Source organism: Micromonospora sp. CPCC 205539, assembly GCF_036906815.1.
In the GTDB taxonomy this organism is placed as follows: domain Bacteria; phylum Actinomycetota; class Actinomycetes; order Mycobacteriales; family Micromonosporaceae; genus Micromonospora.
On the sequence record NZ_JBAKHW010000003.1, the window covers coordinates 102,381 to 122,671 of the forward strand.

The window sequence follows — 20,291 nt, forward strand, 5'->3', positions numbered from 1 at the left end:
GGGCTTCCGTGCGGTCAGGGGCAGAGCGGTTCAGAGCCGGCGGGGGCCGGTGTCCGGCCGGGCGGCCACCCCGCCCACCTGCACCTGGGCGTGCAGGACCGAGATGCCGTCGGGGCGGGCGAGCACCGGGTTGAGGGTCAGCGACCGCACCCGGGGCTGCTCGTCCGCGAGCCGGCCCACCCGCAGCAGCAGGTCGGCCAGGGCGCCCCGGTCGACCGGGGCGGCACCCCGGTGCCCGCGCAGCAGCGGCGCCGCCCGGGGCTCCTCGACCAGCTCGGCGGCGTCCCGGTCGGTCAACGGCACCGCCCGCCAGGCCCGGTCACCGAGCAGCTCGGTGGCGACCCCGCCGAGGCCGAACCCCACCACCGGCCCGAACGCCGGATCCTCCACCAGCTCCACCACGCAGGCCACCCCGGGCGCGACCATCGGCTGGACCAGCACGCCCGCGCCGAAGCCCACCGCCAGCTCGGCGTACGCCCGGTGGACAGCGAGCGCGTCGGGCAGGTCGAGCCGGACCGCGCCGAGGTCGAGCCGGTGCCGCAGCCCGGGGGCGGCAGCCTTCAGCGCCACCGGGAAACCCAGCCGCGCCGCCGCGTCGACGGCCCCGTCGACCGAGGCCACCAGCACCGACGCCACCACGTTGATGCCGTACGCGGCCAGCAGCGCGGCCGGATCGGCGGTGTCGACGCGCAGCGCGGCCTGCCCGGCGGCCGGGTCGATCCGGGGCAACTCGGGTGCCACTCCGGGCGGGCGGCGCAGCCACTCGGCGTACCGGTGCACCCGGGCGAGAGCCCGCACGGCCTCCTCCACACCGCCGTACGCCGGCACTCCGGCGGGCAGCCGGCCGACCAGGAACGTCGCCACGGTCGGTTTGCCGAGCGCGAGCGCGGCCGGCAGCGCGGCGGTGACGTCGGCGTCCACCTCGGCGTGTTGGCCGGGCAGCGGTGGAGCGAAGACCACCACCAGCGCGTCCACCCGGTCATCGCCGGCCGTCTCGGCCAGCGCGGCGGCGAACTCGGCGGCACCGGCGCGCGGCCCCACGTCCCGGGGGTAGCCGTCGACCACGGTGAGGCCCTGCCCGACGCAGGCGGTGGCGGCCAGGCCGGTGAGCGCCGGGGAGTTGCCGACCACGCCGACCCGGCCACCGGCCGGCAGTGGCTGATTGGCCAGCAGCACGCCGACGTCGAGCAGCTCCGGCACCGTGTCCACCCGGATCACGCCGGACTGGGCGAAGAGCGCGGCGACCGCCGCCTCGTCCGGCCCGGCGCTGTCGCCCACCCCGATCGGCCGGGCCGGTGAGGCCAGCGCGACGACCGGCTTGGCCCGGCCGATCCGCCGAGCCAGCCGGGCGAACTTGCGCGGATTCCCGAAGGTCTCCAGGTACAGCATGATCACGTCGGTGCCGGGATCGTCCTGCCAGTACTGCAGGAGGTCGTTGCCGGAGACGTCGGCCCGGTTGCCGGCCGAGACGAAGCTGGACAGCCCGAGGCCACGCCGGTCGGCCTCGGCGAGCAGCGCCACCCCGAACGCCCCGGACTGGCTGAAGATGCCGACCCGGCCGGCCGGCGGCAGCGCCGGGGCGAGGGTGGCGTTGAGGCGTACCGCCGGGTCGGTGTTGGCCACGCCGAGACAGTTCGGGCCGACGACGCGCATCCCGGCGGCGTGCGCCGCGCGGACCAGCGCCCGCTGCGCCGCCGCGCCCTCGGGGCCGGCCTCGGCGAAACCCGCCGAGATCACCACCAGGCCGTGCACCCCGGCGGCGGCCGCGTCGGCGACCACCTCGGCCGCCGCCTCCGGTGGCACCGCCACCAGCGCCAGGTCCACCGGGACGCCGGCGTCGACCGCCGCGGGGTACGCGGGCAGCCCCGCCACCGTCGACGCGGTGGGATGCACCGGCACCACCGCGCCGGGATAACCGCCGTCACGCAGATGCCCGAGCACCGCCGCGCCGACGCCCTGGCCGGTCGCGCTGGCGCCGTAGACGGCGATGCCCCGCGGGGCGAGCAGCCGTGCGATGGAACGCGCCTCGGTGCGGTGCTCCCGGCCGCGCTGCACCGCCAACGTCGCCTCGGTGGGCGCGATCGGGAAGCTCAGGTGCACCACACCGTCGGCGTACTCGCGCTGGACCTGGTAGCCGAAGTCGGCGAAGACCCGCAGCATCGTCCCGTTGGCCGGCAGCACCTCCGCGACGAAGCTCATGATGCCGTTGCGTCGGGCGGCGTCCGCCAGGTGCTCCATCAGCACCGAGCCGATGCCCCGCCCCTGGTGGGCGTCCTCCACCACGAAGGCCACCTCCGCCTCCGGCGCCTGCGGGCCGAGCCGCTCGTAGCGGCCGACCGCGACGATCCGGTCGCCGGCCAGCACCACGAACGCCTCCCGGTCCCGGTGGTCGACCGTGACGAACCGGATCAGGTCCCGTTCGGGGATGCGCGGGTACGGCGAGAAGTAGCGCAGGTAGCGGGTGCGCTCGGAGAAGCGGCCGTGCATCGCCACGATGTCCGGCGCGTCGGCCGGGGATATCGGTCGCAGTTGGACCGTGCTGCCGTCGCTGAGCAGCACGTCCACCGGTGGATCCACGGTCGTCACCGGCGCGTCCTCCTCCGGCCCGGCTCAGTCGCGCGGATCGTGAGGGTCGAGCCCGAGCAGCGGGAAGACCGTCTTGCGGGTGGCCGCGATGGCCCGGTCCACGGCGTTCGGCTCGCCGGTCGGTTCCCACGGCTTGTACGACGGATCGGCGTCGTCGGTCATCCGCAGCGGCACCTCCCGGCCCGGTCGACGGTCGGCGGCCAGCGCCCGCCAGGCCGGCGGGGTGAGCGTGGCCGGGGCGATCGGGTCACCGGTGGCCACGGCCAGCAGGTGGGTCCACGCCCGAGGCACCACTTCGACCAGCGCGTACCCGCCGCCACCGGTGGCCACCCAACGGCCGTCGCACAGCTCGTCGGCGAGCGCCCGCAGCGCCAGGTACGTGGACCGCTGCCCGTCCACCGTCAGGTGCAGGTCGGCCAGCGGGTCCAGCCGGTGCCCGTCCGCGCCGCACTGGCTGACCAGCACCTGCGGCCGGAACGCGCGCAGCACCGACGGCACGATCGCGTGGAACGCGCGTTGCCAGCCGGCGTCGTCGATGCCCGGCGGCAGCGGCAGGTTGACCGCGCTGCCCTGCGCGCCCGGGCCGCCGGTCTCGTCCGGAAAACCGGTGCCGGGGAAGAGCGCGAGCGGGGTCTCGTGCAGGCTGACCGTGAGCACCCGCGGGTCGTCCCAGAAGATCTCCTGGACGCCGTCGCCGTGGTGCACGTCCACATCCACGTACGCGATCCGCTCGGCGCCCAGGTCGAGCAGGCGGGCGATGGCCACCGCCGGGTCGTTGTAGACGCAGAAACCGGAGGCCCGGGCGGGCATCGCGTGGTGCAGGCCGCCAGCCACGTTCACCGCCCGTCGGGCGTCGCCCCGCCAGACCGCCTCGGCGGCCGCGACGGTGGCGCCGGCGATCAGCGCACTGGACTCGTGCATCCCGTCGAAGACCGGATTGTCGGAGGTGCCCAGCCCGTACCCGGCGAAGAGCGGGTCACGGGGTGCGGAGCGGACCGCGGCCAGGTAGGCCGGATCGTGCACCCGGGTGAGCAGGGCGTCGTCGGCGGGCGCCGGCTTGACGAGACGGACCCCGGGGCGGTCCAGGACGCCCAGCTCGCGGGCGAGGGCGAAGGTCAGCTCCACCCGCACCGGATCGAGCGGATGGTCACCCATGTCGTAGGCGAGCAGCGACTCGTCCCACACCACCACCGTGTCGTCGGACATGAGCCCATCGTCGCACGAGGACCGTCGGCGGCTCACCGCACGCGCTGGTCAGGGACCGGGTGTCGGCCCGGAGGCGATCGGCCGGACCGGGTCGGCCACCCAGTTGCTCCACGATCCGACGTAGAGCGCCGCGTCCGGTCGGCCGGCCAGGTGCAGTGCGAGCACCGCCTGCGCGGCGGTCACCCCGGAGCCGCAGTACGCCCCGACGGGTGTCGCCTCGGTCACCCCGGCGGCGGCGAACCGCTCGCGCAGCACGTCGGCGGCGGCGAAGCGCCCGTCCGGGCCGACGTACTCGGGAGCGGGCAGGTTCGCCGCACCCGGCACGTGCCCGGCGATCGGGTCGATCGGCTCGACCTCACCCCGGTAGCGCGGTGCCGCCCGCACATCCAGCAGCACGGCGTCGTCCGCGGTTGCCAGCGCGGCGGCCTGCCCCGCGTCCAGCACCGGCAACGCTCCGGGGCGTACCTCGACGTCGCCGGAGGCCGGGGCGGACGCCGCACTGGAGACGGCCCGGCCGGCGGCGACCCAGGCCGGGAAGCCGCCGTGCAGCACGCGGACCTGGCGGAGCCCGGCCCAGCGCAGCGTCCACCAGGCGCGGGCGGCGGCCAGCCCGTCGCCGCCGTCGTACACCACCACGGGGTGACCGGCCCGGACGCCGGCGGCCCGCAACGTGGCCTGCAGCGCGGGTGGATCGGGCAGTGGGTGCCGGCCGCCGGCCCCGGGCGGCCCGCAGAACGCGGTGTCCAGATCCACGAAGACCGCACCCGGCAGGTGGTTGACCAGGTAGTCGTCGCGGCCGGGTGGGCCGGTGAGCCGCCAGCGGACGTCGAGCAGGGTGGGCGGGTCGGCGTGGTCGAGCTCGGCGGCGAGCCGGTCCACCTCGACCAGCAGCTCCTGGGTACCGGACATGGCGACCATCCAACACTATTCGGGTCGTCACCACGCGGTTCGGCTGCGGTCGATCGACCTTCGCCGGGGTAGCATCGTGCACCGGAGGGCCGCTGACGTCATGAAGTCTCACGACCTGGTCGACACGACCGAAATGTACCTACGCACCATTCTCGAACTGGAAGAAGAGGGTGTGCCGCCGCTGCGCGCCCGGATCGCCGAACGGCTGCACCAGAGCGGCCCCACGGTGAGCCAGACCGTCGCCCGGATGGAACGCGACGGCCTCCTCACCGTCGAGGGCGACCGGCACCTGACACTCACCGAGCAGGGTCGCGGCAGCGCCGTGTCCGTGATGCGCAAGCACCGGCTCGCTGAGCTGCTGCTGGTGAACGTCATCGGGATGCCCTACGAGGAGGCCCACGAGGAGGCCTGCCGCTGGGAGCACGTGATGAGCGACGCGGTCGAGAAGCGGGTGTACGACCTGCTCAACCGGCCGACCCGCTCCCCGTACGGCAACCCGATCCCCGGGCTACAGGAGCTGGGCTCGCCGGCGGCGGAGACCTCTGAGGCGGTCGAGGGCGAGCGCAACCTGGCGTTCCCGGGCCTCTCGGGGCCGGTGGTGGTCCGCCGGATCTGCGAGAGCGTGCAGAAGGACGCCGACGTGCTGCGCCAACTGCACGCCGCCGGTGTCGACCCGGGCGCCACGGTGACCGTGGCCCAGGAGCGCGACGGGGTGTCGATCGACCGCTCGGGCGACCGTGTCCGGTTGCCCCGCGAGGTCGCCTCCCGGGTCTTCGTCGCCGCAGGCTGAGCACCGCCAATCCAGGGTGGGCCCCGGGCGTCACAACGCCCGGGTGTCCACCTTCTTGGCGAGTGCGACCAGATCGCCGGTCAGCTTCTCGGCCGCCGACCGCTCCACGTCGCGGGCGGTGGTCCAGCTCAGCGTGGCCAGTCGCCCGTCGGCGGCCAGCCAGCCCACCTCGGCCACCGGCCCGTGCCCGCCCGCTGCGGCGACGGTCCGCCGGTACGCCTGCTGACCCAGCCCGGTGACCTTCGTCGCCTTGTCGGGCACCACATCGGTGCCGAAGGTGGCCTTGTCGATCGTGGTCTCGGTCACGGAGAGGGCCAGCTCCGGCATCGTGGCGCTCTCGGCCCGGACCACGCAGCTGTGTGTGTCACCACGTTCGCTGGCCGCCGCCACGTCGAAGCGGACCTTGACCAACTGCTCGATCACCGTGAAGTCCAGCAGCCGGCAGGCGCCGCCCGAGGAGGCTGCCGGCACGTCCACCGCGATCGGTGCGGGCGGCGGCACCGCCACCGGCTCGGCCTCGGCAGCGCAGCCACTCACCAGCAGCCCCGCCAGCCCGGCGACCACGATCCGCCCGCGCACGTTCCACCCTCTCCCACAAACCGACGGCGGGAGGCGCCCGCCGGATGTCCGTCGGCCACCGTACGGGGTGTCCGGGTCGGACGGAACCCCTCATTCGGTGCATCCGCCATCACTGTGCGCGAACGGTCACTCCGACGGCGGGTCGTCGACGTACGGGCAGTGCCGACAACCGCGTCCGCAGCAGGTGCCGCGCCGAGCCAGGAAGCCGGCGCTGAGCACGAACAGCCCGGTCGCCGGGTCCAGGTAACCGGGCTCCCCGGCCGCCAGCGCGGCGGCGTGCGCGGCGAGGACCCGGGCCCGACCGGGGTGCTCGGGCGGCAGCCGGGACGGGTGCGGCTCGGTGAGCGGCCGGTCCGCCAACGGTCGTCGCTCTCCGGTCACCCGCAGCAGTCTAGGGACGCCGGGCGGGATGCCCACGCCGGAGCCACCGGTCAGCCGTGCCGGGCCAGGGCACCGGCCACCTCGTCCCGGCCAGCGCCGGCGGCCAGCAGCAGCCGCAGGAGCACCCGCGCCTTGTACGGGTCGAGCAGCCCACCGTTGAGCAGGCCGCGCCGTTGCAGGTCGGTCTCCGAGCCGACGGCGCCGTACGTGTGCCGCAGCACCGACCCGGCCCCGGACCGGGAGGTGAGCACGACCGGCATCCGATCGGCGAGGTCACCGAGCACCGGGGCGAGCGCGGCCGGCACGTGCCCCACCCCGAAGCCGGCGACCACCAGACCCTGGTGGGTGCCGGCCAGACCGTCCAGCAGCAACCCGTCGTCCTCCAGCGTCACCACGTACAGGGCCACCCGGGTGGCGTCGAGCCGGTCCGGGTCGACCGACGGCAGTGGTTCGTGCCGCTGTGGCCGGGTCAGCAGCCGTACCTCCCCCTCGATCACCTGCCCGACGGGGCCCGCGTTCGGTGCGGCGAACGTGGCAGTGCTGGTGCTGTGCGTCTTGCGCAGCCAGCGGGCGGCGTGCACCTCGTCGTTGACGGCGACCAGCACGCCCAGGTCACGGGCGGCCGGTGCGGCAGCGACCCGCAGCGCCGCGAGCAGGTTCGCTGGCCCGTCGGCGCCGGCCAGGGTGGGGTTGCGCATCGCGCCTGTGAAGACCAGCGGGGCGGCGTGCGGCCAGACCAGGTCGGCCAGGAACGCCGTCTCCTCCAGAGTGTCGGTGCCCTGGGTGACCACCACGCCGGTGGCGCCTTCGGTGACGGCCTGGGACGCCTGTGCGACCACGTCGAGCAGGTGGCGACCGGTGAGGTTGGCGCTGGGTACCGCCCGGGTGTCCCGCACGTCCACGGGTACGCCCAACTCGGCGAGGCCGGGTACGGCGGCGGTGAGGTCCGCGCCGGTGAGGCGGGTGACCACGCCGGGACGACCGGCGTCGACGCCGCCCATCGCGATCGTGCCGCCGAGGGTGATCAGGGCGATGGACACCGGTCGAGCCTCCGTTCCGCCACCCGGGTTCCCGGGAGCCCTGGGACCCTACCCGTCCGGCCCCGCGGCGTGCCCCGTGGCGCGAAATGCGGTGTCGCGCCGGACCGCGGCCCGGATAGTGTCCGCGCGCCACCAGGTCCTTCGGTGGACCGCGACCACAGAGACGGGCAATGAGCGTGACCCAGCAGGTGATCGAGGCCCCGGCAGGGCGTGGCCCGTCGCTCTGGCGCAGCCGGAACTTCCTGCTCCTCTGGAGCGGTCAGACGGTCAGCGAGCTGGGCACCCGGATCGCCGGCGTCGCGGTGCCGCTGCTCGCCGCCGACACCCTGCACGCCAGCGTCTTCCAGGTCTCCCTGTTGACCGTCCTGGCCTGGCTGCCGTACCTGCTCTTCTCGCTGCCGGCGGGCATCGTCGCCGACCGGCTCGACCAGCGGCGGCTGATGATCGCGTGCGACCTGGGTCGGGCCGCGCTCATGCTGTCGCTGCCGGTGGCCGCGCTGGTCGGTCACCTCACCCTGCCCTTCCTGTACGCGGTGGTCGGGCTCGGCGGTGTGCTCACCGTGCTGTTCACCGTGGCGTACAAGAGCCTGCTGCCTCGCCTGGTGCCGGCCGACCTGCTGGTGGACGGCAACGCCAAGCTCACCATCAGCCAGGACGCCGCCGAGTTGGTCGGCCCGACGGTCAGCGGCGCGTTGATCGGGGTAATCGGCGCCGCGCGGACGTTCCTGACGAACGGGTTCGCCTTCCTGGTCAGCGCGCTGACACTGGTCCTGATCCGAGAGGCGCCGGTACGCCGCGAGCCGGCCCCCCGGGTGCCGCTTCGGGTGGAGCTGACCGGAGGGCTGGGCTTCATCCGGCGGCAGCCGATCCTGGTCAGCATCCTGGCGTGCACCACCTGGTCGAACTTCTTCGTGATGGCGTCCAGCTCGATCGAGGTGATCTTCCTGGTCCGCGAGCTGCACGCCACCCCGGTGCAGGTGGGGCTGGTCTTCTCGGTCAGCGCCGTCGGTGGGCTGGTGGTGGGGGTGCTGGCCGCCCGACTGTCGGCCTGGCTCGGCTCGGCTCGGGTGATCTGGGTGGCGATGACCGTCCCCGGCCCGTTCTACCTGCTGATGCCGTTGGCACGGCCCGGCTGGGGGTTGCTGCTGTACGGGGTCGGGCTGGCCGCGTTCTCAGCCAACGCGGTGCTGTTCAACGTGGCGGCGATGTCGTACCGACAGCGGATCACCCCGCCGACGCTCCTCGGCCGGGTCAACGCGGCGTTCCTCTGGATCTGCTTCGGGGTGATCCCCCTCGGCGCGCTGACCGGCGGCACACTCGGCACCGCGCTGGGGCTACGCGGCGCGCTCTGGGTGTGCGTACTGGGCACCTGGGCCGCGTGCCTGTTCGTGGTCTGCTCACCACTGCGCCGAATGCGCGACACGCCGGCGGTTCCGTCGTAGGGTCCGACGATGCTCGGGTTGACCAGTCGACGAACATCGGAGGGGCCATGACCCACACCTTCGTCGCGTTCGACGGGACCACACTCGCCTACCGGACCGTCGGCGGCGGTCACCCGCTGGTCTGCCTGCCCGGCGGTCCGATGCGTGACTCGGCGTACCTCGGTGACCTTGGCGGCCTGGCCGCGCACCGGACGCTGGTCATCCTCGACAACCGGGGCACCGGCCGGTCGGCCGTGCCGGCGGACGTCTCCACCTACCGCTGCGACCACCTGGGCGACGATGTGGAGGCACTGCGCCGGCACCTGGGCCTCGACCGACTGGACCTGTTCGGGCATTCCGCCGGCGCCAACCAGGCGCTGGTGTACACCACCCGGTACCCGGATCGGGTGGGCCGGCTCGCGCTGGTCACCCCGAGCACGCGGGCGGTGGGGTTGGCCGCGACCGCCGCACTGCGCCAAGAGGTGACCCAGGTTAGGGCGGCCGAGCCGTGGTTTCCCGCAGCGACCATGGCACTGGAATCCATAGTGGCCGGCGCGGCCAGCCCGGAAGCCTGGCAGGCGGTCGCGCCGTTCTTCTACGGTCAGTGGGACGCGGCGGCCCAGGCCCACCAGGCGGCCGAGTCCGGCCAGCGCAACGGTGAAGCGGCCCGGATCTTCGGCGGCGAGGGGGCCTTCGACCCGCTGGCCACCCGCGCCGCGCTCGCCGCGCACCGAGGCGCCGTGCTGCTCCTCGCCGGAGAGGTCGATCTCGGCGCGCCGCCGGGCCTGGTGGCGCAGCTCGGCGGGCTGGTGCCCGACGCCAAGGTGGTCGTGCAGGTGGGCGCCGGGCACTACCCCTGGCTCGACGACGCCGAGGCGTTCACCGCGACGCTCGCGGCGTTCCTCGACCGACCATCGCCGCCGGCGGCTTGAGTCTCCTGCCGGGGGAGACCGCAGGGTGGAGGCATGGACGGCGACACGCGTTACTCGATCGGCGAGTTGGCCAGGCGGACCGGGCTGACCGTCAAGGCGATCCGGTTCTACTCCGACCGGGGCATCGTGCCGCCCACCGACCGCAGCCGAGCCGGCTACCGCCGCTACGACGCCGACGCGGTCGCCCGCCTGGAGTTGGTCCGGACGCTGCGCGACCTGGGTGTGGACCTGTCCACCATCCGGCGGGTGGTGGACCGCGAGGTGCCCTTGGCCGAGGTGGCCGCCGCGCACGCCGAGGCGCTGGCGGTGCAGATCCGCGTGCTGCGGCTGCGCCGGGCGGTGTTCACCGTGGCGGCCCGGCGCGGGTCGGGCCCGGCCGAGGTGGATGACCTGCACCGGCTGGCCCGGCTCACGACGGGCGAACGAGAGCACCTGGTCGCCGACTTCCTGGACACCGTCTTCGCCGGTCTCGGAGACCGGCCCGCGTACCCGGGAATTGTCGTCTCGATGACGCCGGCGCTGCCCGACGAGCCCAGCACCGAGCAAATCGAGGCATGGTTGGAGCTGGCCGAGCTGAGTCGGGACTCCACGTTCCGGGGCAGCATGCGACGGTTGGCGCGGCAGCACGCCGCCGACCACGACGTCCCCGGGCTGCCCCGCCCGGACGCCGTCGCGGTGGTCCGGGACGCGGTGGCGCCCGCCCTGGCGGCCGGTCTCGACCCGACCGGCCCCGAGGCCGATCCCGTGGTGGCGGCGGTCACCTCCCGGTACGCGCACCTCACCCAACTGCCCGACGACGCCGACCTGCGCCGACGACTGCTGGATCGGGTGACGGCGGCGAACGACCCCCGCCGGGACCGGTACCTCCACCTGCTCTCGGTGATCAACGGCTGGTCGACCGGTGGCGCGGTCGGGCCGGCGCTGGAGTGGTTCAGCCGGGCCCTGCGCGCCCGCGCGCCGGAGCCGACCGCCTGACCACGGCCGGCTACCCGGCTGGCCCGCTGGCCGGCTCGCTGCGGTCAGGCGAACCAGGTCATCGCCTGGCCGTGGCCTCGGGCCCAGGCGAGTGGTGTGCCGTCCAGCGCCAGGACGTTGTGCAGCGCCTCGTCCGGCGGATCGGGCAACGCGTCGTGCCGCAGCACGGTCGGGGCCTCGTTCGCGATCCAGTGCCCGGGCAGCTCGCGGACCAGCCGGACGAACGCGTCCCGGCGCGGCGCGGGCACCTGGTAGAGCACCGAGGTGTGGAAGACCACCAGCGTCGCGTCCGCCGGCGCCCGCGCGGCCAGCGCTGGCAGGTCGTCCACCAGGTCACCACGGACCAGCAGCGGCGGATCGGCCGCGGCGATCGCGGCCGCGGCCCGCAGGCGGGCCCGCCGGTGCGCGTGCTCCGGCCAGATCAGCGCGTCCAACCACGCCACGTCCGCCGGGTCGGTCACATCGAGCGGGTTGAGGTCCAGGCCGGCCCGCCACACCACTCGGGGTACGCGGGCCGGCGGCACCAGCCCGTCGGCGGCGCACTCCAGCACCGGCTCCCCCGAGCCGACCCGGTGCTCGCCGTAGCGGTAGGCGTACCGGTCGGGATAGAGGCAGAGCCCGGCGGAGGCACCCACCTCCAGCAGGGCGAGTGGCTGGGGCAGCGCGGCGAGCACCGGCAGCAGGACCGCGCATCGGCCGGCCTCGTTCGTCTGGGTGGCCCGGGTGCGAAGCTGCGCCTCGATGGCCGGCCACCTCGTCACCGTGTAGTCGCGGAACGCGGCCGGGTCGTCGACCGGGCCGCCGAGCCACCGGACGACCCCGAACAGTAGGTTCGGCTGCCGTTTCGCCGGCGGAAGTGTGCCGAGCAGGGCGAGCAGCTCCTCGTCGCGGGCGACGGCGAGCGACAGTCGCTCGTACGCGGGCGAGACACCGTGCGCCTCGCGAGTGGCGAACTCGACATACACCTCAGCCGTCGTCATCGCCTGATGATCGCACTTCGTAGAGTGCGGCGGCGGCCTGGCCGTTGAGCAGCAGCTCAGCCGGCCTGCCGGCGTAACCAGGGGAGGAATTTGTCGTGCGGGGTGACGGGGTCCGGGTACTGATCGTCGGTGGCGGCGTGGCCGGGTTGGCGACGGTCGCCGCGTTGCGCACCTGGGGCGCGACGATGGACGTGGTCGAGCGGACACCCGGGCCCACCGACTCGGGCACCGGCATCTACCTCACCGGCAACGCGACCCGCGTGCTCGACGTCCTGGGCCTGCGCGAGCCGATCGCCGACGTCGCCGTGGAGATCACCCGGCAGCGCAGCACCAACCAGCGCGGACGCCGCCTCTTCGACATTGACGTGGCGGCGCTGTGGCACGGCGTCGGACCCTGCGTGTCGCTGCCCCGCGCGCACCTGCACCGGGCACTGCTCGACGGCATCGGCGAGATCCCGATCCGGTGGGGCCGCCAGCCGGTCGCGCTGGTGCGGGAGGGCGACCTGGTTGCGGTCGAGTTCGATGACGGCGGCACCGAGCGGTACGACCTGGTGATCGGCGCGGACGGGGTGAACTCGTCGGTCCGGCGGCTCGCCTTCGACGGCCAGCCGGCGCGGTCGCTCGGTCAGTACGCGTACCGGTGGCTCGCCCCCCGGATCGACGCCGAGCCGGTCTGGTCGGTGCAGTTGGGGCGGGGCAAGCAGTTCCTCACGATCCCGATCAGCGACGAGCAGACGTACTGCTACTACAACGACGGCGCGGTGCCCGACCGGCCGGGGTGGCGCGACGAATTGGGTGCGACGTACCCCGAACCGGCCGCCGCCATGCTCAAGGCCCTCGACTCGGACGCCAGCACCCTGCACGCCGGCCCGAACCAGGAGGTCGTGCTCGACACCTGGTCCCGGGGGCCGGTGCTGCTGGTCGGTGACGCCGCGCACGCCACCTCGCCCAACATGGCGCAGGGCGCGGCCATGGCCCTGGAGGACGCCGTCGTGCTCGCCGAGTCGCTCGTCGCAGCCGGGAACCTGGGCAAGGCGCTGCGCGCGTACGAGGCGCGCCGCCGGCCGCGTACCGACTGGGTGCTCGGTCAGACCCATCGCCGGGACAAGGCCACGGGGCTCCCGCCGATGCTGCGCGACACGGTGCTGAGCCGCCTCGGCGAGCGGATGTTCCGGTCGAACTACGGGCCGTTGTTCGCCCAGCCCTGAATTGCGACACCATTGTCGCAGCTAAGGTTCCAAGTGCTACCGCTGGTACGATGGGCGACATCATGAGAGCTGATGCGGCACGTAACCTCGCTGCGGTCCTGCGCACCGGGGCCCGACTGTTGGCCGACGACCCGAGCACCTCGATCTCGGCGATCGCCAGCGCGGCGGGCGTGGACCGCACCACCGTGCACCGCCGGTTCGCCACTCGAGAGGCCCTGCTCAGCGCCGTCTTCGAGGCGAAGCTCGACTCCTCCGAACGGGTCCTGGATGAGGCGCGGCTCGCGGAAGCGCCCGTAGCGGTCGCGCTGCATCGCTACGTGGAAGGAATCATTCCGGTCAGTCGTGCGTGGCCCGTCGATACCCGCCGGATGATGCGGGAGGACCCCAAGGCCACCACTCGGCGCGAGGAGCAGAGCCAGCGCCTGGACACCTTCCTCCAACGCGCGGCCGACGAGGGCTTTCTCCGTGCCGACATCTCGCTGGCGTGGGCACGAACGGTCCTCGATCAACTAGTGGACAGCGCTGCCCATCACCTACCCGACATGGATGCCCCGCAAGCGGCCGACCTGGTCGTCGACACGTTCCGCCGGGGCGTGGGCGGGTCACCGTCCTGAGACGCACCGGCGGGGCGTTGCCAGCCCGGCGGGCGACACCGACGACGAGATGCCTCCCACCCAGGTTCGGGCGGGAGGCATCTCGTTACGCAGCGATCAGCTGCAGCCGCTGGTGGAGCCGCAGCCCTCGCAGACGTAGCAGCTACCGGCCGGGCGCATCTTCGTACCGCAGGTGAAGCAGAGCGGTGCGTCGGCGGCCTTGCCGATCACGGCCTCGAGCAGTTCCGTGCTGGACCCCACGGACGGGGCCGGCTTGGCGGCGGCCACGTCGGCGAGCTCCTGGGCCGGCTGGGCGACGGCTTCCGGCTTGGCCACGACCTCGACCGGGGCCGAGGACGCCATCGCGGTCAACTCCGCACCGGTGACCGCCGCGGCCTCCGCGTCGGCCTCCGCCCGCAGCTGGGCGGCCCGCTCGCTGGCGGTGAAGATGCCCAGCTCGGCACGGCGCTCGTAGGGCAGGAAGTCCAGCGCGAGGCGACGGAAGATGTAGTCCATCACCGAGGCCGCCATGCGCACGTCCGGGTCGTCGGTCATGCCGGCCGGCTCGAAGCGCATGTTGGTGAACTTGCTGACGAACGTCTCCAGCGGCACCCCGTACTGCAGGCCGATGGAGATGGCCACCGAGAAGGCGTCCATCACGCCGGCCAGGGTGGAGCCCTGCTTGGACATCTTGAGGAAGACCTCGCCGAGACCGTCGTCCGGGTAGGACGACGCGGTCAGGTAGCCCTCGGCACCGCCGACGGAGAAGGAGACCGTCTCGGACGGACGCTTCTTCGGCAGGCGCTTGCGCACCGGCCGGTACTCGATGACCTTCTCCACCGCGGCCGGCGCGGCCGACGCGGTCTCGACGGCGGCCGGCTCGGTGGCCTTGTTGGACTTGGCCACCGAGAGCGGCTGGCCGACCTTGCAGTTGTCCCGGTAGATCGCCAGCGCCTTGAGGCCGAGCTTCCAGCCCTCGAAGTAGATCTTCTCGACGTCCTCGACGGTGGCCGCCTCCGGCATGTTGACCGTCTTGGAGATGGCGCCGGAGACGAACGGCTGGATGGCCGCCATCATCCGCACGTGACCCATCGGGGCGATCGTCCGCTCGCCCATGGCGCAGTCGAAGACCGGGTAGTGCTCCGGCTTGAGGCCGGGGGCGTCCACGACGTGGCCGTTGTCGGCGATGTGCTCGACGATCGCCTCGACCTGCTCCTCGGGGTAGCCGAGGCTGCGCAGGGCGCGCGGAACCGTCTGGTTGACGATCTGCATCGAGCCGCCACCGACCAGCTTCTTGAACTTGACCAGCGCCAGGTCCGGCTCCACGCCGGTCGTGTCGCAGTCCATCATGAAGCCGATCGTGCCGGTCGGGGCGAGGACGCTCGCCTGCGCGTTGCGCCAACCGAACTTGTCACCGATCTTGTTGCCCTGGGTCCACTGCTTGGTCGCCTCGCGGACGATCGCGGTGGCCACCGGGCTGGTCGGCTTGATCTCGTCGTTGGCGGCCGCGTGCTTGCGCATGACCCGCTTGTGCGGCTCGGCGTTACGGGCGTAGCCGTCGTACGGGCCGACGACGCCGGCCAGCTCGGCCGAGCGGCGGTAGGCGGTGCCGGTCATCAGGGACGTGATCGACGCGGCGACCGAGCGGCCCTGGTCCGAGTCGTACGGCAGGCCGGTGGCCATCAGCAGGGCGCCCAGGTTGGCGTAGCCGATGCCGAGCTGCCGGTAGGCGCGGGAGGTCTCGCCGATCTTGTCGGTCGGGAAGTCCGCGAAGCAGATGGAGATGTCCATCGCGGTGATGACGAACTCGACCGACTTGACGAACTTCTCCACCTCGAAGCCACCGTCGGCCTTGAGGAACTTCATCAGGTTGAGCGAGGCCAGGTTGCACGAGGAGTTGTCCAGGTGCAGGTACTCCGAGCACGGGTTGGACGCGGTGATCCGCCCGGTCTCCGGGCAGGTGTGCCAGTCGTTGATCGTGTCGTCGTACTGCAGACCCGGGTCGGCGCACTCCCAGGCGGCCTGGGAGATGGCACGGAAGAGGTTCTTGGCATCGACGGTCTCGATCGTCGCGCCGTCCAGCCGGCCGCGCAGGTCGAAGCCCTTGCCGTTCTCCACCGCCGACATGAACTCGTCGGAGACCCGGACCGAGTTGTTGGCGTTCTGGTACTGCACGCTGACGATGTCGGAGCCGCCGAGGTCCATGTCGAACCCGGCGTCACGCAGCGCGCGGATCTTGTCTTCCTCGCGCGCCTTCGTGACCACGAACTCCTGGATGTCCGGGTGGTCCACGTCGAGGATGACCATCTTGGCCGCGCGCCGCGTGGCGCCGCCGGACTTGATGGTGCCGGCCGAGGCGTCCGCGCCGCGCATGAAGCTGACCGGGCCGGAGGCGTTGCCGCCGGAGGAGAGCAGCTCACGGGACGAGCGGATCCGCGACAGGTTGACGCCGGAGCCAGAGCCGCCCTTGAAGATCAGCCCCTCCTCCTTGTACCAGTCGAGGATCGAGTCCATCGAGTCGTCGACGGCCAGGATGAAGCAGGCGCTGACCTGCTGCGGCGACGGCGTACCGACGTTGAACCACACCGGCGAGTTGAAGCTGAACACCTGGTGCAGCAGCATCCACGTCAGCTCGTGCGCGAAGATCTCCGCGTCGGCGGGGCTGGCGAAGTAGCCGTACTCCTCACCCGCGGTGCGGTAGGTGGTGACCACCCGGTCGATCAGCTGCTTGAGCGACCACTCCCGCTCCGGGGTCCCCACCGCGCCCCGGAAGTACTTGGTGGTGACGATGTTGGCGGCGTTGACGCTCCACGACTCCGGGAACTCCACCCCCCGCTGCTCGAAGTTGATCGAGCCGTCCCGCCAGTTCGTCATCACGACGTCACGGCGCTCCCAGGCGACCTCGTCGTACGGGTGGACCCCCTCGGTCGTCCACACCCGATCGATCTTCAGCCCCGCGCTCGCGCCGGCCTTGCTCCGTGACCTGCTTGTCGTCACACCATCCCCCGACATCTCATCCGCCCCCTCGTCCGCGCGGTCACCCGCCGCGCGTCCAACCTGTCAACAACGCACACACATCAATTGGTACGGCCGGACGTCCCCGTCGCTCCGGCCCCTGCCGCGCCCTCCCGGGCGCGCGCGGCTGCCCGCAATGTCTCGATCTCCTGCTCGAAGTCGGCGAGCGAGTCGAAGGACCGGTAGACGCTGGCGAACCTCAGGTACGCCACCTCGTCCAGGCCCTGCAGTGGGCCCAGGATCGCCAGCCCCACGTCGTGGCTGGGGATCTCGGCCGCACCCTTGGCCCGCACCGTCTCCTCGACCTTCTGGGCGAGCAGCGCGATCGAGTCCTCGTCGACCGGCCGGCCCTGGCACGCCTTGCGCACCCCGCCGATGATCTTCGTACGACTGAACGGCTCGGTCACACCGCTGCGCTTGACGACCGCGAGGACCGCCTCCTCGACGGTGGTGAACCGCTTGCCGCACTCCGGGCAGGACCGTCGCCGCCGGATGAGCTGGCCGTCATCGGCCTCCCGCGAGTCAACCACCCGGGAGTCGGCGTGCCGGCAGTACGGACACCGCATCGCCTACCTCCAAATAATGATCAACTCGGGCCGTACCGGACACTCCCGGGCACGGCCCACCACGGCGGTGCCATCCTTCGATGACGCCCGCCGTGCTCGACCTTACGGGAGTGCGGTCGGTAGTCGGACCCAACCTGTAGGCGACTTACGCCCGTGTCACTACTACATCTAGGGGTCGACCGTATGTCGCTGGCGAACCCGGGTCAAGTTGGCCGGCGTGTCCGGCGCGTCACGGACCATCCGGTCATCCCCGCGCCGGCGCGGGTCCGGCGAACAGGTCGATAATCGAACAGACGTGCTATCCGACGTACCATTTATCAGAACATCCGTACGACCGGAGTGGTTTTTCACCCCGACACGCCGGTGAGAGGTCGTACAGATGTTTGAAAATGACCGATCTCACCTATACGGTCAGGAACAACCGGGCGCGATGGATCTTCACCAGACTCGGTGTCGCACTGTCATGCACCACCGCACGCACCACGAGCCGACAAGGCACCCAGCGCCGACCAGGGAGGACGGACGTGACCGAGGACCGGGTAAGCCGGCCGAAGAGCCCGCAGCAGATCACCGAGGCGGGCCCGCCGGCCACCCGACGGCGGGGCGCCGCGCGCAGCCGGGCGGGCCAGCCCGCCGTGCGCCAGGTCACCCCGGTGGTCAGCACCTTCCCCGACCCGGCGACGGTCGACCTGACCGCGCGGCAGCGTCGGATCCTGGAGTTCATCCGCACCTGGGTGGAGCGCCACGGCTACCCGCCGAGCGTCCGGGAGATCGGCGAGGCGGTCGGCCTGGTGTCGCCGTCCAGCGTCGCCTACCAGCTCAAGGAGCTGGAAAAGAAGGGCTTCCTGCGCCGCGACCCCAACCGCCCCCGGGCGGTGGACGTTCGCGCCCCCAGCGAGGCCATCGACGACGAGCTGACCCGCTCGCAGCGCCCCACTCCGGCGTACGTGCCGATGCTCGGCCGGATCGCCGCCGGTGGGCCCATCCTCGCCGAGCAGGCGGTGGAGGACATCTTCCCGCTCCCCCGCGAGCTGGTGGGTGAGGGCGAGGTCTTCATGCTCCAAGTCAAGGGCGACTCGATGCTCGACGCGGCGATCTGCGACGGCGACTGGGTGGTGGTCCGGCAGCAGCCGACCGCCGACTCGGGCGAGATCGTGGCCGCCATGCTCGACGGCGAGGCGACCGTCAAGACCTACCGGCGGCGTGACGGGCACGTCTGGCTGATGCCACAGAACCCAGCCTTCGACCCGATCCCCGGCGACGACGCCACCATCATGGGGCGGGTCGTCGCGGTGCTGCGCCGGATCTGACCAGTTGACGCGGGTGGGTGCCGACGGCGCTCACCCGCGCCCGTTCACCTCCGGTGCGGTGCCCCGCACCGAAAGCCGTCAGTAGCGGTCGCCCCGCGGGCCGCGACCGCCCCCGGGATACTGCCCGTACGGGTCAGCGGGGGCATCGTCGTCACGCCGACGGCCGGGCCGCTGGCCTTGGTAGTCGGGCTCCGGCCCACCGCGCCGAGGCGGCTCCGCCCGACCGGAGCCGGGCTGGCCACCGCCGCCGTACACGCCGTTGCCGGGCCGGCCGCCGCCCTGAGGCCGACCACCGCCCTGGGGCCGACCACCGCCGCCACCCGCGGGCCGACCGTCGCCGCCCACCGGGGGCCGACCGCCACCCGCTGGGGGCCGACCGCCGCCGCCGTAGACACCGCCCCCGCCACCGCCCGGCCGAGCCGCACCGTAACCCTCGCCGGCGCCCGCCGGGCGTCCACCGCCGTACACCGCCCCGCCCGCCGGGGCGGGACCGCCACGGCCACCGCCACCGCCGCCGTACACCGCGCCACCCGCCGGCGCGCCGCCGCCGTAGACGCCACCCGGGCGGTCATTGCCCGGAAAGCCGTCTGCGGCACGGCCACCACGCGGGCCGACGGGGTCGCCGCCCGCGTCCGAGCGGTCGGACTCGTCAGCGGCCGGCGGGCGGCGACGGGCCCGGACGATGCCGATGATGCCGGCGCCGACCAGCAGGAGGCCGAGCACGCCGACCGCACCGACCAGGTACGTGATGTCGTCGATGCTCAGCCCGTCGAACCAGGACTGGGAGGCGGCCGGCTTGGTGGAGCCGTCCCCTGCCAAGGGCGCGGCCGTCGCGGTGGACGGCGTGTAGCTCAAAATGTCGATCGGCTCGTCCTGGCTGAACTGGCCACCGTCGGAGACCGTCACGAAGGTCTTGCCGTCCGTGGTGTAGCTGATCGCCTCGCCGAACGGGTCGGCGAGCGGCGTCACCCGGGGCTTGCTGGTGGTGAGCGCACCGACGATGTCACCACCGGTCACGTCGTACTCGAAGGCATCCGCGTAGGTGCGCAGGACCACCCTGGTGCCGTCCGGCGAGCGCGCCGCGCCGGTGATCGCGACCCGGCCGAACGTGCTGAGCGGGTTCTCGGTCTCCGTAGCGGGCAACGCGATGTCGCCGACCTTGCTCATCGGCACCGGGTCGCTGTCGCCGCTCTTCAAGGCCGCCGACGGGGTGTAGATCTCGGCCTTGCCGCTGGTCACCTTGGTGATGATCAGTGGTTTGCCGTCGTCACCGACAAGCAGCGCCTCGGCGTCGTGCGGCTTGCCCTCCGGGTACGAGAGCCGGTGCAGCACCGGCTGCTTGGCTCCGGTGACCGGCATCGTCCAGACCGCGACCCGCTCGCGGCGTTCCTTCGCGTTGTCGCCGATGTCGGCGATCCAGAGGGTGCTGCCATCCTTGGAGAGGGCAAGATCCTCGGTGTCGGTCGGGCCCTGCAACGAGTAGCGGACCGGCTCCTTCGAGACCTTGCACTTGCTGTCCAGGAAGAAGACCCGCTCGCGTGCCTCATTGTCGCTGCCGTCGTTGATGACGACATAGCCACTCTTGGTCACGATCAGGCCGGACAACTCCCGCAGCCGCTCGTCCGTGACCGTGCACCGCTTCTTACCAGGCGCGGCAGCGGGCAGCTCGGACGATGTCGGGGCGGGAGCCGCGACAGCGACTCCGGCGAGCGCCACGGTTGCCCCGAGCAGGCCGAGGGCAACCGTGACCGTAGAAACGACGCGGCGCATTCGGCCAGTGTCGCATGCCACGCGTTTCAG

At 72.8% G+C, this 20,291-nt stretch carries 17 protein-coding genes; 7 read left to right on the forward strand and 10 right to left on the reverse strand.

Annotated features, from left to right (window positions below; genetic code table 11):
* Window positions 1-30: 30 nt before the first annotated feature.
* From V6V47_RS04160 to V6V47_RS04170, 3 genes are read right to left on the reverse strand one after another with little or no spacing between them, the layout of a single operon-like run.
* Window positions 31-2,586 (reverse strand): bifunctional acetate--CoA ligase family protein/GNAT family N-acetyltransferase, encoded by a 2,556-nt coding sequence (locus V6V47_RS04160; protein WP_334626605.1) that lies wholly within the window; start codon window positions 2,584-2,586, stop codon window positions 31-33.
* A 24-nt stretch (window positions 2,587-2,610) separates the two neighbouring features.
* Entirely contained in the window at window positions 2,611-3,792 is a 1,182-nt protein-coding gene (locus V6V47_RS04165; RefSeq protein WP_334626606.1) for an acetoin utilization protein AcuC, read from the reverse strand.
* A 48-nt stretch (window positions 3,793-3,840) separates the two neighbouring features.
* A complete protein-coding gene (locus tag V6V47_RS04170; RefSeq protein WP_334626607.1) occupies window positions 3,841-4,701 on the reverse strand; it encodes a sulfurtransferase in 861 nt (286 codons plus the stop codon).
* A 100-nt stretch (window positions 4,702-4,801) separates the two neighbouring features.
* Between V6V47_RS04170 and V6V47_RS04175 the strand changes: the two genes are divergently transcribed.
* Entirely contained in the window at window positions 4,802-5,491 is a 690-nt protein-coding gene (locus V6V47_RS04175; protein ID WP_334626608.1) for a metal-dependent transcriptional regulator, read from the forward strand.
* Window positions 5,492-5,521: 30 nt separating this feature from the next.
* Here V6V47_RS04175 and V6V47_RS04180 read toward each other — a convergent pair whose 3' ends face one another.
* From V6V47_RS04180 to V6V47_RS04190, 3 genes are all read right to left on the reverse strand, one after another.
* Window positions 5,522-6,070 (reverse strand): hypothetical protein, encoded by a 549-nt coding sequence (locus V6V47_RS04180; protein WP_334626609.1) that lies wholly within the window; start codon window positions 6,068-6,070, stop codon window positions 5,522-5,524.
* A gap of 126 nt (window positions 6,071-6,196) precedes the next feature.
* The gene (locus tag V6V47_RS04185) at window positions 6,197-6,451 is read right to left on the reverse strand and encodes a DUF5522 domain-containing protein (protein WP_334626610.1); all 255 of its coding nucleotides are present in this window, start codon (window positions 6,449-6,451) and stop codon (window positions 6,197-6,199) included.
* 50 nt (window positions 6,452-6,501) lie between these two features.
* Window positions 6,502-7,491 (reverse strand): asparaginase, encoded by a 990-nt coding sequence (locus V6V47_RS04190; protein ID WP_334626611.1) that lies wholly within the window; start codon window positions 7,489-7,491, stop codon window positions 6,502-6,504.
* Window positions 7,492-7,661: 170 nt separating this feature from the next.
* Between V6V47_RS04190 and V6V47_RS04195 the strand changes: the two genes are divergently transcribed.
* The 3 genes from V6V47_RS04195 to V6V47_RS04205 are packed head-to-tail and all read left to right on the forward strand — an operon-like array spanning window position 7,662 to window position 10,819.
* The gene (locus tag V6V47_RS04195; protein ID WP_334626612.1) at window positions 7,662-8,933 is read left to right on the forward strand and encodes an MFS transporter; all 1,272 of its coding nucleotides are present in this window, start codon (window positions 7,662-7,664) and stop codon (window positions 8,931-8,933) included.
* Window positions 8,934-8,980: 47 nt separating this feature from the next.
* Window positions 8,981-9,844, forward strand: a complete 864-nt coding sequence (locus V6V47_RS04200) for an alpha/beta fold hydrolase (RefSeq protein WP_334626613.1) — start codon at window positions 8,981-8,983, stop codon at window positions 9,842-9,844.
* 33 nt (window positions 9,845-9,877) lie between these two features.
* Window positions 9,878-10,819, forward strand: a complete 942-nt coding sequence (locus V6V47_RS04205; RefSeq protein WP_334626614.1) for a MerR family transcriptional regulator — start codon at window positions 9,878-9,880, stop codon at window positions 10,817-10,819.
* A 44-nt stretch (window positions 10,820-10,863) separates the two neighbouring features.
* Here the strand turns inward: V6V47_RS04205 and V6V47_RS04210 are convergent, their stop codons facing one another.
* Entirely contained in the window at window positions 10,864-11,799 is a 936-nt protein-coding gene (locus tag V6V47_RS04210; RefSeq protein ID WP_334626615.1) for a DUF2332 domain-containing protein, read from the reverse strand.
* Window positions 11,800-11,894: 95 nt separating this feature from the next.
* Here V6V47_RS04210 and V6V47_RS04215 point away from each other — a divergent pair, with 95 nt between their 5' ends.
* Both V6V47_RS04215 and V6V47_RS04220 read left to right on the forward strand, forming a co-directional pair.
* The gene (locus V6V47_RS04215) at window positions 11,895-13,007 is read left to right on the forward strand and encodes an FAD-dependent monooxygenase (protein WP_334626616.1); all 1,113 of its coding nucleotides are present in this window, start codon (window positions 11,895-11,897) and stop codon (window positions 13,005-13,007) included.
* Between the two features lie 62 nt (window positions 13,008-13,069).
* The gene (locus V6V47_RS04220; RefSeq protein WP_334626617.1) at window positions 13,070-13,621 is read left to right on the forward strand and encodes a TetR/AcrR family transcriptional regulator; all 552 of its coding nucleotides are present in this window, start codon (window positions 13,070-13,072) and stop codon (window positions 13,619-13,621) included.
* A gap of 96 nt (window positions 13,622-13,717) precedes the next feature.
* On the opposite strand, the gene V6V47_RS04225 is transcribed toward V6V47_RS04220, so the two are convergent.
* Window positions 13,718-16,612, reverse strand: coding sequence for a vitamin B12-dependent ribonucleotide reductase (locus V6V47_RS04225; protein ID WP_334626618.1), 2,895 nt, complete (start codon window positions 16,610-16,612; stop codon window positions 13,718-13,720).
* A gap of 65 nt (window positions 16,613-16,677) precedes the next feature.
* Entirely contained in the window at window positions 16,678-17,181 is a 504-nt protein-coding gene (gene nrdR, locus V6V47_RS04230; protein WP_334626619.1) for a transcriptional regulator NrdR, read from the reverse strand.
* A 524-nt stretch (window positions 17,182-17,705) separates the two neighbouring features.
* Here nrdR and lexA point away from each other — a divergent pair.
* A complete protein-coding gene (gene lexA, locus V6V47_RS04235; protein ID WP_334626620.1) occupies window positions 17,706-18,491 on the forward strand; it encodes a transcriptional repressor LexA in 786 nt (261 codons plus the stop codon).
* A gap of 78 nt (window positions 18,492-18,569) precedes the next feature.
* On the opposite strand, the gene V6V47_RS04240 is transcribed toward lexA, so the two are convergent.
* The gene (locus V6V47_RS04240; RefSeq protein WP_334626621.1) at window positions 18,570-20,261 is read right to left on the reverse strand and encodes a hypothetical protein; all 1,692 of its coding nucleotides are present in this window, start codon (window positions 20,259-20,261) and stop codon (window positions 18,570-18,572) included.
* Window positions 20,262-20,291 lie beyond the last annotated feature (30 nt).